Genomic DNA, 14,425 nt, shown 5'->3' with positions numbered 1-14,425 from the left:
GCTAGTAAGCCCCTTCTCCACGGGTGACGACGGACCAGGTCTTCCACAGGATCTGCAGATCGAGGATGAGCGACCAGTTCTCCACATAACGCAGGTCGAGGCGTACGGACTCCTCCCACGTCAGGTCGGAACGCCCGCTGACCTGCCACAGCCCGGTCATCCCCGGCTTGACCACCAGGCGGCGGCGCACGTCGGCGCCGTACGCGGCGACCTCTTCGGGCAGCGGCGGGCGCGGGCCGACGAGGGACATCTCGCCGCGCAGGACGTTCAGCAGCTGAGGCAGCTCGTCGAGGGAGTATTTCCGGAGAAAAGCGCCTGCTCTGGTGATCCTTGGATCGTTCCTAATCTTGAAGAGCACTCCGTCGAACTCGTTCGCTTCGAGCAACGCGCCCTTGAGCCGCTCCGCGTCCACCACCATGGTCCTGAATTTCACCAGACGGAACTCTCTGCCGCTCTTGCCGACTCTTGTCTGGTAGAAGAACGCGGGGCCGGGGCTGGTCAGCCGGATCACCAGCGCGATCGCCAGCAGCGGCAGCGCCAGCACCAGCAGCGCGAGCCCCGCCACCAGGCGGTCGAAGACGGTCTTCACGAACTGCCGCATCCCGTCGAACTCGGGGTGCTCCACGTGGAGCAGCGGCATGCCCGCGACCGGCCTGATGCTGATCCGCGGCCCGGCCACGTCGAGGAGCGCGGGCGCCACGAACAGGTCCGTGCGCGCGGTCTCCAGGCTCCACGCCAGCCGGCGCAGCGCGGCGCCGTCCAGCTCCGGGCAGGCCAGCACGGCCACGGCGTCGGCCCGCTCCCGCTCGACCACGGTGGCCACGTCGCCGAAGTCGCCCAGCACCGGGATGCCGTCGAGGTCCACGTCCATGGCGTTGCCGGGCAGGCAGGCTCCCACCACCCGCATCCCGTGGTACGGCTGGCGCCTGAACTGCATCACGAGGTCGAGGATCGACTCCCGGTGCCCGACCGCGATCACCTGGCGCATGTAGTCGCCCACCGCTCTGCGCCGGTGCAGCCGCTTGCGCATGCGATAGCGGTAGTACAGCGTCGCGAGCAGGGCCAGCGGCAGCATCGCCATCACGAAACTGCGCGCGATGGCGGCCTGCGTGGCGTAGGCCATGATGGCGACGGCCGCCATCAGCCCGACGCCGCCGTTGAAGACGGCCTTGAACTCCTCGGTTCCCTCGCCGTTGGCGCGCTGGCGGTACGCGCCCCCCATCCACAGTGCGATGGGCCAGGCGATGACCAGGCCGAATCCCAGCAGGAACTCGGCCAGCGGAATGTACGCGCCGGCGATCAGCCGGATGCCCAGCACGCACACGCATGCGAGCAGCGCGCACACCGTGTCGCCGGATAACAGAAGCCGTAAGTACGCACGCGTCCAGATGCTCGACGCGCGGCGCGGTACGGCCTCGAGGAGCACGACAGCGGACTCCCCAGTCCCCACCCTCATAGCACCACCCTGACAACTCTGTGCACCGCGATAACTTGACGTTCCTTGAACCACATGGGTTGACAAGTCCCACGCACAATCAAGGGCGGCGGCCCCCACTAAAGAGTAAAGATCGATTCCGGCATGAGGAATACCGGCAAATGTCCACATTCGGACGATTGTCAGACCCCGCAGGGGCTTGACGGAACGGTCCACGAGTGTCAGCAGTTGATCAGGGAAATGCCAGATTTACTGCGGTATTTCGGCAGGTTGCCGATTTATGAAGGACTAGTCGTACTCCAGGTCCGGCAGCGCCGACGGCGGGTCGGGGCTGCGCCAGACCACCACGACGCCGTCGTGCGCGGAGTCGGCGGCCAGGGTCAGCCGGTCGAGGTCGAAATCCGGGAGGTAACGCAGGCGGGCGAGAAACGTGGCGTCCGTGGCCGAGCGGGGCACGACGCAGCCCTCGCCGTCACGATCGAGCAGGATATAGAGGACGTCTTCCCCGGATTCGGTGACGACACGGACCTCCACCACGTCCTCCCACGCGAGGGCCTCGACACTACCGTCCGCATAGTGACGCGTGACGCCCTCTTCCGTGACATACACGTAGGAGTCCGGCATCGGATTGCCGTGCATGGCCGCGATTCTTGCGAGTTACGGGGCAGTCCCGCAAGGGTTCGCGCTCAAAGGTGCCGATGTACTCGGCCGTCGCCGCCCCACGAGTGGCTCAGATGCGCGGCGACCGCCGCCCGCGCGGCCTCCTCCGGGCCGTTCGCGAGGGCGTCGAGCAGCTCGCGATGCTCGGCGACGAGCACGTCCCTGTCCCTGTAGACCTCGCGCAGCCGCACCAGCCCGAGCCGCGTCTCCGCGGCCAGCACGCCGTAGAGCCGCTCCAGCCGCGGGCTGCCGACGGCCTCGATGAGCGCCTGGTGCAGCGCCATGTGCTCGGCCACGGTCTCCGACCAGGGCGCGTCCGCGGGCAGGGCGGCCATCCGGTGCAGCGCCGCCTCCGCCTCGGGCACCGTCCGGCCGACCACGGCCCGGGCCATGAGGTCCTCCAGAGGGCGGCGGACGTACATGAGATCTTCGAGGTCCGAAAGCGTCACTTCCGGGACATAGGCGCTGCGGTTGCGCTCACGTCTGAGCAGCCCTTCGTGGACCAGGCTCGCCAGCGCCTCCCGCACGGTCGGCCTGGCGACGCCGTACGACGCGGCGATCTCCTGCTCGGGCAGCGCGGTGCCGGGCGGGATCTCGCCGGACAACACCCTGCTGCGCAGGGCGTCGGCGAGCGCGCCGACGGTGGAGACGGGTCTGAGCGGCAACGTCACGGCTGCGACTCTAGCTCCCTTTCCGGCATGCGCTCCCTCTCGCGCACCCTTTCCGGTACGGCCACCGCCACCAGGCTCAGCCCCAGCAGCACGAGCCCCGCGATCGAGACCGGAGCCAGCCGCTCGCCCAGCACCACCAGGCCGAGCAGCGCGGCGACGGCCGGCTCGGCCAGTGACAGCGTGGCGGCCGTGGCCACGGGCGTGGTGCGCAGGCCCCGGCCGTACAGGAAGTAGGACAGGGCCGTGGTGCCGAGCCCGAGGTAGAGCACGGCGAGCAGCGCCCGCGGCTCGCCCATCCAGGCGACGCCGCTGACGGCGAGCACCGGCAGCATGATCAGCGCGGCCCCGCCGAACATCACGCCCATCACCGCGTTCGACTGACCGCCCTGGCCGATCGCCCGAGCCGCCATGACGGCGTAGAAGGCGTACAGCAGCCCACCCAGCAGCGCGAGCGCGATACCGGAGACCACCTGCGCGCCCGCCTCGGCGCCGCCGCCCACGATCAGCGCCGCGCACCCGCAGATGGCGGCCGCGGTGGCCGCGCTCCACCGCCTCGTCGGCCTGCGCCCGTGCAGCACCCAGGACAGCAGCCCGGTGAACACCGGCCCGCTGCCGATCGCGACCACCGTGCCGATGGCCACCCCGGTACGGCTGACGGCCGCGAAGAAGCAGAGCTGGTACGCGGCCACCGCCACGGCTCCCAGCAACAACCCCGGCCTGACGGCCTTGCCCAGCCCGGCCCCGGCCACGAGCGCCAGCGCGGCGCCTCCGATCACCAGCCGGGCGGCGGCCAGCGCCACCGAGTCGGCGGACACCAGCAACCCGGCCGTGCCCGCGGTCCCCCACAGCACGGAGGCGCCCACGACGGCAAGCGGTCCATTCCTCATGGACCCATTGTCAGACAACCAGACACGGCTCGTCTAGTTGTCAGACAATTCTTCCAGCAACTGCTCGATCAGCCGCTCCGCCGGCGCCGCCACCTCCCCCGCGTAGTCGTCGAACGCCGCCAGCCCCGCCTCGATGTCCGGGACGCTCCTGCGGGGCAGCTCCAGCAGCGTCTCCTCCTCCGCCTGGATGCCGCCCTCCACATGAAAGGCCTTGCCGGACGCGGCGATGGAGACCTCGAACCTGACCTCGCGCCCGTCAGGCAGCATGAACGTGGTGCCGACGCGGACACCCGCCGGCGGGAAGAAATAGGAGAAGTGCTCGCTTCTCACGAACGGATGGCGTAACTCGGCGAGAATCTCCGACGCCCGGCTCAGAGCCTCCAACAGCCCGGCCGCGGCCAGACTCTCGCTGTCCACCCGCCACAGCGTAGTTCAGCCCGCACAGGCCACGCCAGGTGACCGGCCCTCCCGATCAGCCGGCCCTTCGGATCAGCGGCGCTCCCGATCGGTGGCGCTCCCGATCGGCGGCGCTCCCGATCAGCCGGCCGATCAATCGGTGACCAGGCGCGCGTGCCGCTCCACGTCGTACCGGACGCCCTCGTAGCAGAGCTTGCCCCGCTCGATGCCCTCCGGCAGGAACCCGGCCTTCGTGGCGACCCGGCACGACGCCGGGTTGTTCGTCCGGTGCCCCAGCTCCAGCCGGTAGAGCCCGCGCTTGTCGAACGCCCACCGGGCCAGCAGCTCGGTGGCCGCCACCGCGACGCCCTTCCCTCTGGCCTCGGGCACGACCCAGTAGGACACCCATCCGTTGCCGTGGGAGTCGAGCCTTGTCACGGCCACGTTTCCGACGACCTGCTCGTCCTCGACCACGGCGAAGGCGTGCCCGACCCCGTCCCAGGAGGCGATCCAGCCGGAGGCGTCCTTGAGCGTCACGACGGGCCAGGGGGCCTGGTTGCGCAGGTCGGGGGCTTGGAAGGCACGCAGCACGGCGGGCGCGTCGGCCTCGCGCCACTCCCGCAGCCGGACGTTCACAGGGATCACAATGTCGGAGATTACCCGGATTGCACCTTCTTCCCGATCGGGTGGGTCGCCTCGAAGTCGGCCACGAGCTGCTTGGGCGCGGTCAGGCACCACGCCTCGGCCATCAGCTCGAACAGCTCCTCCGCGTCGATCCGGTCGAGGTGGACCACCACCCAGCCGAACCGCCCGGCCGTGAACTGCACCTCGAACACCTCGGGCCGCTCGTTGACCAGCGCGATCTGCTCCTCGATCGTCGCCTTCAGCCCGACCGTCTCGGTCGCCTCCCACAGGTAGCCGAACCCCTTGTCGTGCACCTTGAGGCCGATCCACTCGCCGCCGTGATTCATCCGCACGTCGGGCAGCTCGTCCAGCAGCTTCAGGAACTCATCGACGCTGACACCCATGCCGCCTGTGTACCAGAACCCAGCGACACTTCCGACCGTCTTGAGCGATCGCTCAAGCACGCCTATATTCGTTTTAAGCGATCGCTCAAATCGAACGTGATGAGGGGTCATGCGGCTGTACATCGAGATCCTGATCAGGGCCGGCATGGAGGCACTGTGGCAGGCCACCCAGGACCCGGCCCGGCACGAGCGCTGGGACCTGCGCTTCGGCAGCATCAAGCCCCTCTCCGGCGGGAGGTTCCGCTACTCGACCCTCGGCATCAGCGGCGTCGGCGTCCACACGGGCGACCGGCACGCCGCCGACGGCACGTGCACCTCGGCACTGCGCTTCGGCTCGGACCACCCGCTCTCGCCGATCCGCGCCGGCTCCGGCTACTGGCGCTACCTGCCCACGCCGGCCGGGATCCGCTTCCTGACCTCCTACGACCACCGCCCGCACGTCCTGCCGCCCCGGTTCATGTGGTGGGCCACCGCCTGGTCGTTCGACCGGCTGCGCCTGTGGCTGGAGACCGGCAGATCGCCCGTGCGCACCCTCCTCCAGGCCCTGGCGGAAACAGCGACCAGAACGGCCGCCGTCGCCGTCGCCGCCTGGCTGCTCGGACCGCTGCCCGCCCTGGCGGCGGCGGCGCTCGCCGTCGCCCTCCCGCCCCTGCCGGGCACCCCCGCGGCCCGCCGCTGCCTACGCCACCCCATCGAGCATCCACGGGAGCGACCATGCCCTCGATCTTCCAGCGCGCGCTCGGCCCCGACTTCGCCCGCCTCCACCCCGAGCTCCAGCGCCGCTTCGGCGTCGGGCTCGACAGCGGCGAGGCCTGCATAGGCGAGGGGGTCATGCACCGCGTCTGGAACGCCGGCCTCGCCGTCCGCCCGTTCCTGTCGCTCGGCAGCCTCAGGAACATCCTCGTCACGGACACCGGCCGCGACGTCCCCTTCCGGATCGAGAACTACCCGTACACCGACTCGTACGGCCGCGAGACCGTCACCTTCGTGCGCACCTTCCCGCTCAGCCGCTTCGACGCGACCATGATCTACGACGAGGCCGGCGCCCGGGTCGTCGACTACCTGGGCACCCACCAGCACCTCGCCACCCCGCTCGCCCTGTCGGTGGACGAGCGCGGCGGCCTGGTCATCCGCTCGGGCCCGCAACGGCTGCTGGAGGGCCCGCTCGCCGTCCGCATCCCGGCCGCCGCCACCGGCACGGCCCTGGTCACCGAGCAGTACGACGACCGGGCCGGGCGCTTCAGGATCGCGGTCACCGTGTCGAACCCGCTGCTCGGCCGGATCTTCGGCTACTGGGGCAGCTTCACCGCCTCGTACGTGGAGGTCGCGGCGCACGGCGTTCCCGCTAGCGTGAGGCCCAGGCGGGAGGTGGCCCGCCTGTGAACGCTTGAGGGAGCCCGGTGGCCGACACCCGTACGAAGCTGCTCGACGCGGCGCTCGAAACGCTCAAGAAGCAGGGGATGGCCGGCGCCTCCGCCCGTACGATCGCCGCGACCGCGGGCGTCAACCAGGCTCTGGTCTTCTACCACTTCGGCAGCGTCGACCAGCTGCTGGCCGCCGCCTGCGAGCACGGCGCCCAGCAGCGCATCCCCCTCTACCGCGACCGTTTCGCCGCCGTGACCTCGCTGCGCGAGCTGCTCGACCTCGGCCGCGAGCTGCACGCGCAGGAACGCGCGGAAGGCAGCGTCGCGGCGCTGGCCCAGCTCCTGGCAGGCAGCCAGACCAACGAGAAGCTGGCCGCGGCGGTCGTCAAGGGGCTCGAGCTGTGGATGGCCGAGGTGGAGCAGGCGCTGGGCCGGGTGCTGGCGAGCTCGCCGCTGGCGGAGTTCGTGGACGTGACCGGGCTGGCCAAGGCGACGGCGGCGGCGTTCGTGGGGCTGGAGCTGTACGAGGGCGTGGACGCCGACGGCGCGGCCCAGGCTCTGGACGCGCTGGAGGAGCTGGCCGCGCTGGTGACGGTCCTGGACGACCTGGGGCCGGTGCTGCGCAGGACCGTGCGGGCCAGGCTCACTCGTAGTATCGGACCTCGATCACGTTCCCGTCCGGGTCAGGAAAGAACATAGTCTCCGGCGCGATGCCCCGGGCGCCGAACGAGTTCGCGCCGCCGCCGGTGATCTCCACGCCGTGCTGCTTCAGCCGCACCTGCAGCGCGTCGTAGTCCTCCTTGCCGACCGCCAGGCAGAAGTGGTTGATCGGGTGCCCGGCGCTGCCCTTCACCCCGGTGCCCTCGTCCACGCCGCGCATCGCCTCGTACGCCATCAGGTCGAGGATGCTCTCGGGCGAGATCCGGATGCTGGGGAACGGCGCCTTCCCGTCGCGGAACTCCTCGGCCCGGACCCCGGGCAGGCCGACCACCTGCTCGTAGAAGTCCAGGGACGCGCGGGGGTCGGAGACCCAGCAGACGAGATGGTCAAGGCGTGCGTGCATACAACACCTTCCTTCGCGTTCCCTCCAATATCTGATGGCCGAATCCCTGTTGTCCACCTAATGCCTCATCGCCCGGCAAATAGCTACCTGACGGAAAGGGCTGGTTCATACCGCGTTCGAGGCCCTCACCACGGCTCCACGTCGAGCCCGGTGGCGGTGATCCAGAGGGCGCGGAACGCTTGACTCGCCCGCCCGTTGAAGTCGTCCTCCGGCAGCCGCGCGATCAGGTCCAGCGCGGCAGCCACGTGGCCGCACTCGGCCGCCTGCACGACCAGCAGCCCCGTCGGGTGCTCGCGCTGCGTCCGGGGCGTCTTCAGCAGCGTGGCGTAGGCGTCGGCGAGCGCCACCAGCTCCCCCTCGCCCGGCCGGGCACGGGACGGGTCCCGCCTGGCGTTCGTCTCGGCCTGGGCGAGCTGGTCCTCGTAGGCGTAACCGTCGCCGTAGACCCGCGCCCACTCGCGCACCAGATCCGGCCGGCCCAGGCGGGTGAACACCTCCACCGCCTCCCAGCCGTCGAACCAGCCCTGCGGCTGCCACTCCTCCGCCGACGGATCCCGCAAGGGGATGAGCTCGCGGGCGAGGTGATCCCGCCGGGTGAGGATCAGGTAGGCCAGCAGCGGCACGCTGTAGAAGGTGGAGGGGGCGCCGGTGCCCTCCAGCAGCAGCGCGCGGGCCTCCTGCTCCCGCCCGCACTCCAGCAACGCCCACGCCACCGCCAGGCGGTGCTCGCCCGGGTTCGTCTCGGGCTCGATCGCCGCACGCGCGCGCCCGAACCACGCCTCGGCACGGGGATCCCCCATCGCCGCGTAGGCGCCGGCCACGGACGAGGCCACGAACGCCCCGTTGTACTCGTCGAGCACCGCCTCGGCCTGGGCCTCGTCGCCGTCGAAGAACGTGCGCGCCTCGTCCCGCCTCCCGGCGGCGGCCAGGATCATCGCCACGTCGGCCCGCCCGCGTACCTGCTCGGCCGGTGACGGGATCGCGTCGAGCAGCGGCCGCGCCCCGGCAGCCTGGCCCAGGCGCGCCCTGAGCCGGGCCGCGTGCCGCAGGTTCTGGCTCACGTGGTGGTCCCAGCCGCCGTGCAGCGGCGTGACCGAGGTGAGCGCGAGCTGGAAGAGGTCCTCCAGCGTGGCGGTGTTCGGCGGCGGCCAGGCCGCGTCCGCCTGCGGCGTGTGGCCGCGGAAGCGCTCCAGGTACTCCTCCAGCGGCGGGCCGAACCGCTCGGCGGCGGTGGCGGCGTCCGGCGCGACGTCGAGCCCGCCCCAGCGCGTCGGCCAGCCGAACCGGCGCTCGACCGTCCAGGCCAGGGCGCCGTTGAGGGCATGCGCGCGGTCGGGCGGGGCGATGACGGGCCCCGGTTCGAAGGCCACGGCCCACGTCTCGTCGTCGAGCGCGAACGTCGGATCGATGCTCGCCCCCTCCTCGTCGCGCACCTCCTCCCCGACGTCCTCGCCGTCGAGCTCCAGCGGGCGCGGCCCGGGCGGCGTGCGCAGGAACGCGAAGTCCCCGGTGATCAGGCCGGTGGCCGCCTGGAAGAAGCGCAGGCCGGCGGCGCCGACCGTGACGATCACACCGTCGGCGCCCCACAACACACCGCGGGCGTCCGCCGTCGCCTCGACGGCCCCGATCCGGCCCGGCGTGTCCGCGAGGTTCCAGACCTCGACCTGCCCGCCAGCCGTCAGCGCCGCCGCGTGGAGCCCGTCGGGCGACCACGCCCACGCCTCGCCGTCCGTCTCCGGGTCGCTCCGCAGCAGCGCGAGGTCGAGGTCGTAACGGTGCCGGCCCTGGTCGTAGACGGTGACATGGGGACGGGCGTGCGCGTCGTTGCCCTCCGGCACCACGACCGCCAGCCGCGTCACGGCCCCCTGGACGCCCCATGACAGCTCCGACGCGCCCGGATGCCCCGGCAGCTTCGCCACCGTCCAGCCCGTCATGGCGTCACCGATCAGCAACTGCCCGCGGAGCTGGTGGGCGAAGTACCGCTCGTCCCGGCTCCAGGCGGGGGCGTCGCTGCCGACGCCGGCCTCGGCGAACCACAGGACCCGCCCGTCTGAGGCGTCGAGGGCGCAGACCCAGCCGCGCGCGTGCCCGTAGAGCCGCCGCCCGTCGCGTGACCAGAAGGCCTCACGGAGAAAGAGCTCGTCACCTCCGAGCAGCGCCTTGACCGTCTCCGGCAAGGGCTCGGCCAGCAGCACCACGCCCAGGTCGGTCTCGTCCTCGCCGTAGTCCCAGAACACCTCCCCCTCGGCCAGCGGCGCGACGCACCCCTGCACCTCGCGCGGGGAGCCGGTGGCGATGTAGGCGCGCGTGCCGTCGGGCGCGAAGGCGAAGCCGGGCGGGCGCGAACCCCCGTCCGTCACGTACGCCTCGCCGAGCGGATCCGAGCCCTCCGCGAACGCGTCCCACGCCCCCACACCGTTGGTGTTGTACGCCAGCGCGAGCCGCTGCCCGTCGGCCGACCACTGCAGCGTGCGCCTGTACCCGGGCCAGCCCACCCCGCCCATGATCGCGTCGAGCACGTTGACGCACCGGCCGCTGGCCAGCTCCCAGACCTGCAGCACCCCGCCCCGGTCGTAGTCGTCGCCGCACCAGCTGCCGATCGCGAGGTAACGCCCGCACGGGCTGAGCGCGTGCCCGCTGAGCTCGGCGGGGTGCCCGTCGGGATGCCGCAGCACCGCGCCCAGCTCCTTGACCCGCTCGGTCGCGAACCGGTGCGCCTCGGTGATCCCGCTGGCTTGCTCCAGCCGGGTGAGTGCGGTGCGGAGGGGTGGGAGGTCGCGAGCCGGCTCGAACGCCGACCAGTCCGTGGCATGCAGCGCCGCCAGGAACGCGTCCGGATTGTCCGATGGGTTCGTGATCGCCATAGCGGGCGACCTTACTGAAAGATCTTCTCATTGTCCGGAGTTCCGGTGGATCGCCTGTCAACGCACGGAACGCGGGCCGCGGGAGAGCCGCGCGAGTGGCGGACGGACCGCGAGTCGCAGACGCACCGCGAGTCGCAGAAGCACCGCAAGACGCGGAAGGACCGCGAGTCGCAGACGCACCCCAAGACGCAGATGCACCGCAAGACGCAGGTGCACCGCAAGACGCAGGTGCACCGCAAGTCGCGGAGGGACCCCGAGTCGCCGCCGGACTGCGCATCGCAGGCGGACCACGCATCGCTGGCAGATCACCCCGGCCGCGGGCCGGTCGCCGGTCGCGCACGAGACTCAGGTGGGCGGGACGGCGGGCGGCGGGGCGGCGGGCGGAGCGGCGGGACGGCGAGGCGGCGCGTTACGAGCCCGGCGGGCGGCGGAGCTGCGGGTTACGAGTCCGGCGGGCCTGCCAGCTTGGCGAGCGCCCGCACCCCTTCCAGGACCTCGGCAGCGGTAGGCGCGTTCGCCGGGTTGCCGAGGCTCTGGATCATCACACCCGACATCAACGCCGTCTGGACCATGCCGAGAGTGCGGGCGGTGTGCTCGGACACGGTCTCCTCCGGCACGCTCTGCAGGATCGCCCCCATGCCCCGCCAGCCCTCCGCCATCCCCTCGGCCACCCTGGCGCGCAGCTCGGGCTGCCGCTGCCCCTGCAGGAACAGCTCCACTGTGGCCAGCCAGAGATCCGGATGCTCGGCGAACTGCCGCACGAGCCCTTCCCACATGCGCTCATACGCGCGAACCGCGTCGTCACCCGCCTCGGGGGCCAGCGCGCGGCCGAGGCTGTCGCCCCACTCGTCCAGCAGGCCGAACAGCGCCTGAGTGAGCAGCGCCTCCCGCGAGCCGAAGTGGTAGCCGATCGCCGCCGTGCTCACGCCGGCCGCGGCGGCGATGTCGCGGACGCTGGTGCGGTCGTAACCCTGCTCGCGCAGGCACCGCTTGGCGCCCGCGAGCAGGTCTTCGCGGTTTCCCATGGGGCACACCGTACCAACAGATTAGCACGAACGTTTGATGCGTTCGTTTTGCGCGTTCGTTTTGCGCGATCGCGCAAATCTGGGTTATGGTCCTGCCATCGCTCGATCGACAGGGAGAACGACCATGAAGAAGCAGATGATCGCCTCGGCGGGCCTCGGCCTGGCGCTGCTCACCCCCTACGGCACCCCGGCCACCGCCCAAGCAGCCGCCTCAGCCCCCGCCGTCGTGGTCACCACCGACGGCGCCGTCCGCGGCACCGCCGGTCCGCAGGTACGCACCTTCCAGGGCATCCCGTACGCCACCGCCGCCCGCTTCGCCGCACCGGCCCCGATCGCCGCGTGGAAGGGCACCCGAGACGCCACCAAGCCCGGCAACGTGTGCGCCCAACCGGCCGGCTACCCCATCGGCAAGCCCAGCACCGACGAGAACTGCCTCAACCTCAACGTCACCACACCTGCGGGCAAGAGCGGCGAGCTCCCGGTCATCGTGTGGATCCACGGCGGCAGCCTCATGTACGGCATGGGCGACCTGTACCGGGCGGACCGGCTCGCGGCCGGCGGGGCCGTCGTGGTGTCGCTGAACTACCGCCTGGGCGCCACCAGCTTCCTGACCCACCCGTCGCTGCCGGAGTCCGGCGGCCTGGCCCTGGACGATCAGCGTGCGGCGCTGCGCTGGGTGCGCGAGAACATCGCGGCGTTCGGCGGCGACCCCCGCAAGGTGACGATCATGGGCCAGTCCGGCGGCGGCTTCGCCGTCTGCGGCCACCTGGCCTCCCCCGCCTCCGCGGGCCTGTTCCAGCGGGCGATCATCCAGAGCGCGCCCTGCGGGGAGGCCTCCCGTACCAGGGCGGAGGCGGAGGCCGAGAGCACCGAGGTCATCGAGAAGGCAGGCTGCGCCGACGCCACCGACGTGGCGAGCTGCCTGCGCGAGCTCCCCATGGCCAAGCTCCTGGACGCCTACGGCACCCAGCGGGAGCCGCGCCCCTACAGTGGCACGCCCTCCCTGCCACTCCCGGTCGACCAGGCCCTGCGCACGGGCCGCTTCAACCGCGTGCCCGTCCTCGTCGGCGTCAACCACGACGAGGAGAACGGCATGATCCTCGGCCTGGAGCTGGCCACCGGCAAGCCCATGGCCGCCCGCGACTACCGGCCCGCCGTCGAGCAGGCGTACGGCGAGAACGCCGCCGCCGTGCTGCGGCGCTATCCGCTGGGCAAGTCGGCGGGCAGGACCCTGGCGACGGTCAAGACCGACTCGACCTGGTCGGCACCGACGCTCGACACCGCCCGCGCCCTGTCCCGCTGGACCTCCACGCGCATGTTCGAGTTCGCCGAGCAGCAGACCCCCTGGTACGCGGGCTACCCGAAGCCGAGCTTCCCCGCCGCCGCCCAGCACATGGCCGAACTGCCCTACCTGTTCGACCTGGCCCTGTTCGAGAAGCTGTCGCCCCGGCAGGCCGGCCTCGGCGACCAGCTGATCGCCACCTGGACACGCTTCGCCCGCACCGGCGACCCCAACGGTGCCGGCGCGCAGCCCTGGCCCGTGCTGCGCGATGATCGCGGCCAGGCGGGGTGGCACGTGCAGTCCCTGACGAGTGGAGCGTGGAAGCGCGCCGACTTCGTCAACGACCACCAGTACCGCTTCTGGAGCACCGTCAAGAGGTGACGCCCGCAACTCACGTACGGGATGGCGGCGCACATGCATGACGGCGACGCCCGTACCAGCGCAGGAAAGGCACGTACGCTCAGGTCATCGCGCCGATCGGCGAGCCTCGCACCAGGTGTCCCATGCCAACTCGGCCGGCAACTCGCCCTCATCACCATCCGGATCGAACCCTCTGGCGCGGACCTCCTCCTCCCACTCCTCATCGAGCCGCTGCGGCAGCCGCGCCCCGCACCACGGGCAGTACCGGATGGAGATGGAGCTGCTTCCCCCGTCATGGATCGGCAGCCCGTAGGCCCGGTACCCGGCGAAATGGACCACCACCGCGTCCGGGCAGTCGAAGGGGTCCGGATGCACGTCGCACCCGTGCTCCAGGTGTGTCGCCATTTCCGCGCAGCAATGCTCCACCGAGCCGTCCCTCCTCGACGCAGCCGCCTGCGCCCGTGCAGTCCGATCGTCCTCATCCGCGAACCGCCGCATCCGGCAGAGCACCGCATCCGGCAGAGCACCGCATCCGGCGGACCGCCGCATCCGGCACAGCGCTACAACCTAGACCGACCCGGCTTCCAGGGCGAACACATTCATGCCGCCGACGTGTAGAGGACGGCCGGGCGGCTCCGACCTCATGGTGAAGGTGGCGCCAGACAGGCGCCCGAACAGCAGGAGGCAGTGAGATGAGCAAGGTCACTTGTGACATGGCGATGTCCGTCGACGGCTTCGTGGCTGGACTGCACCAGAGCCTGGAAGAGCCCTTCGGCGAGGGCGTGGGCGATCGCCTGCACCTGTGGATGTTCGAGGAGCCCGAGCAGCACGCCGCGGTGCTCGAGAACATCACGGCGGCCGGGGCGTTCATCATGGGCCGCAACATGTTCAGCCCCGGCCGCGGCGCCTGGGACCTGGATTGGAGCGGCTGGTGGGGCGACGAGCCGCCGTACCACGCGCCGGTCTTCGTCCTCACTCACCATCCGCGCGAGCCGTTGCCGAAGAAGGGCGGCACGACGTTCCATTTCGTCACCGACGGGATCGAGTCGGCGATGGCCCAGGCCCGCGAGGCCGCCGGCGACCGCGACGTCTCCATCGCGGGCGGCGCGGAGACAGTGAACCAGTACCTGGCGGCAGGCCTCATCGACGAGCTGCGCCTGCACGTCGCCCCGGTGATCCTCGGCAGAGGCGAACGCCTGCTCCACAACGTCGGCGACATCACCCTCGAACCCCTCGGCGCCCCTTCCGGCACCCGCCTCGTCACTCACCTGACCTACCGAGTGGTCCGGTAACACCGAAGCCCGCAGCCCAGCCCGAGGACCGCGCCCTGCCTACCCCGCCCATCACCTTCCGCTTGCCCGCTCCCGACGCGAGACGTCGTCACGGGATC

General features: G+C 71.3%; 16 protein-coding genes. 5 read left to right on the top strand and 11 right to left on the bottom strand.

Going from position 1 to position 14,425, the window contains the following annotated elements:
• Position 1 precedes the first annotated feature (1 nt).
• The 7 genes from AB0I79_RS47810 to AB0I79_RS47780 form a co-directional block, all read right to left on the bottom strand.
• A complete protein-coding gene (locus AB0I79_RS47810; RefSeq protein WP_357888551.1) occupies positions 2-1,456 on the bottom strand; it encodes a sugar transferase in 1,455 nt (484 codons plus the stop codon).
• A gap of 267 nt (positions 1,457-1,723) precedes the next feature.
• Positions 1,724-2,074, bottom strand: coding sequence for a hypothetical protein (locus AB0I79_RS47805; RefSeq protein WP_148433120.1), 351 nt, complete (start codon positions 2,072-2,074; stop codon positions 1,724-1,726).
• 47 nt (positions 2,075-2,121) lie between these two features.
• A complete protein-coding gene (locus AB0I79_RS47800) occupies positions 2,122-2,766 on the bottom strand; it encodes a GntR family transcriptional regulator (RefSeq protein WP_357888548.1) in 645 nt (214 codons plus the stop codon).
• Positions 2,763-3,653, bottom strand: a complete 891-nt coding sequence (locus AB0I79_RS47795; protein WP_357888545.1) for an EamA family transporter — start codon at positions 3,651-3,653, stop codon at positions 2,763-2,765. The genes AB0I79_RS47800 and AB0I79_RS47795 overlap by 4 nt, the downstream gene beginning before the upstream one ends.
• Before the next feature lie 33 nt (positions 3,654-3,686).
• Complete coding sequence (locus tag AB0I79_RS47790) at positions 3,687-4,070, bottom strand: hypothetical protein (RefSeq protein WP_357888542.1); 384 nt, start codon at positions 4,068-4,070, stop codon at positions 3,687-3,689.
• A 132-nt stretch (positions 4,071-4,202) separates the two neighbouring features.
• Positions 4,203-4,694 (bottom strand): GNAT family protein, encoded by a 492-nt coding sequence (locus AB0I79_RS47785; protein WP_357888539.1) that lies wholly within the window; start codon positions 4,692-4,694, stop codon positions 4,203-4,205.
• Between the two features lie 11 nt (positions 4,695-4,705).
• A complete protein-coding gene (locus tag AB0I79_RS47780; RefSeq protein WP_357888536.1) occupies positions 4,706-5,077 on the bottom strand; it encodes an MmcQ/YjbR family DNA-binding protein in 372 nt (123 codons plus the stop codon).
• A 109-nt stretch (positions 5,078-5,186) separates the two neighbouring features.
• Between AB0I79_RS47780 and AB0I79_RS47775 the strand changes: the two genes are divergently transcribed.
• The 3 genes from AB0I79_RS47775 to AB0I79_RS47765 are packed head-to-tail and all read left to right on the top strand — an operon-like array spanning position 5,187 to position 7,140.
• Positions 5,187-5,897 (top strand): hypothetical protein, encoded by a 711-nt coding sequence (locus tag AB0I79_RS47775; RefSeq protein WP_357888533.1) that lies wholly within the window; start codon positions 5,187-5,189, stop codon positions 5,895-5,897.
• Positions 5,792-6,460 (top strand): DUF4166 domain-containing protein, encoded by a 669-nt coding sequence (locus AB0I79_RS47770; RefSeq protein ID WP_357888530.1) that lies wholly within the window; start codon positions 5,792-5,794, stop codon positions 6,458-6,460. Before AB0I79_RS47775 ends, AB0I79_RS47770 begins: the two co-directional genes overlap by 106 nt.
• A gap of 17 nt (positions 6,461-6,477) precedes the next feature.
• A complete protein-coding gene (locus tag AB0I79_RS47765) occupies positions 6,478-7,140 on the top strand; it encodes a TetR family transcriptional regulator (RefSeq protein WP_357888527.1) in 663 nt (220 codons plus the stop codon).
• On the opposite strand, the gene AB0I79_RS47760 is transcribed toward AB0I79_RS47765, so the two are convergent.
• From AB0I79_RS47760 to AB0I79_RS47750, 3 genes are all read right to left on the bottom strand, one after another.
• Positions 7,085-7,504: a VOC family protein gene (locus AB0I79_RS47760; RefSeq protein ID WP_357888524.1), complete on the bottom strand. Its 420-nt coding sequence runs from the start codon at positions 7,502-7,504 to the stop codon at positions 7,085-7,087. The genes AB0I79_RS47765 and AB0I79_RS47760 overlap by 56 nt on opposite strands.
• Positions 7,505-7,629: 125 nt before the next feature.
• Positions 7,630-10,368, bottom strand: coding sequence for a WD40 repeat domain-containing protein (locus AB0I79_RS47755; protein WP_357888521.1), 2,739 nt, complete (start codon positions 10,366-10,368; stop codon positions 7,630-7,632).
• A 440-nt stretch (positions 10,369-10,808) separates the two neighbouring features.
• Positions 10,809-11,393 (bottom strand): TetR/AcrR family transcriptional regulator, encoded by a 585-nt coding sequence (locus AB0I79_RS47750; RefSeq protein WP_357888518.1) that lies wholly within the window; start codon positions 11,391-11,393, stop codon positions 10,809-10,811.
• A 124-nt stretch (positions 11,394-11,517) separates the two neighbouring features.
• Between AB0I79_RS47750 and AB0I79_RS47745 the strand changes: the two genes are divergently transcribed.
• A complete protein-coding gene (locus tag AB0I79_RS47745) occupies positions 11,518-13,056 on the top strand; it encodes a carboxylesterase family protein (RefSeq protein ID WP_357888516.1) in 1,539 nt (512 codons plus the stop codon).
• A gap of 84 nt (positions 13,057-13,140) precedes the next feature.
• On the opposite strand, the gene AB0I79_RS47740 is transcribed toward AB0I79_RS47745, so the two are convergent.
• On the bottom strand, positions 13,141-13,533 hold the full coding sequence (locus AB0I79_RS47740; protein ID WP_357888513.1) for a hypothetical protein: 393 nt from the start codon (positions 13,531-13,533) through the stop codon (positions 13,141-13,143).
• 194 nt (positions 13,534-13,727) lie between these two features.
• Here AB0I79_RS47740 and AB0I79_RS47735 point away from each other — a divergent pair, with 194 nt between their 5' ends.
• On the top strand, positions 13,728-14,327 hold the full coding sequence (locus AB0I79_RS47735; RefSeq protein WP_357888510.1) for a dihydrofolate reductase family protein: 600 nt from the start codon (positions 13,728-13,730) through the stop codon (positions 14,325-14,327).
• The last annotated feature ends 98 nt before the right edge of the window (positions 14,328-14,425 follow it).

Origin of the sequence: Nonomuraea sp. NPDC050202, from assembly GCF_040656115.1 — a bacterium.
Classification (GTDB): Bacteria; Actinomycetota; Actinomycetes; order Streptosporangiales; family Streptosporangiaceae; genus Nonomuraea.
The sequence above is the reverse complement of the archived record's forward strand: the minus strand, read 5'-3'. Positions and strand labels throughout refer to the sequence as shown.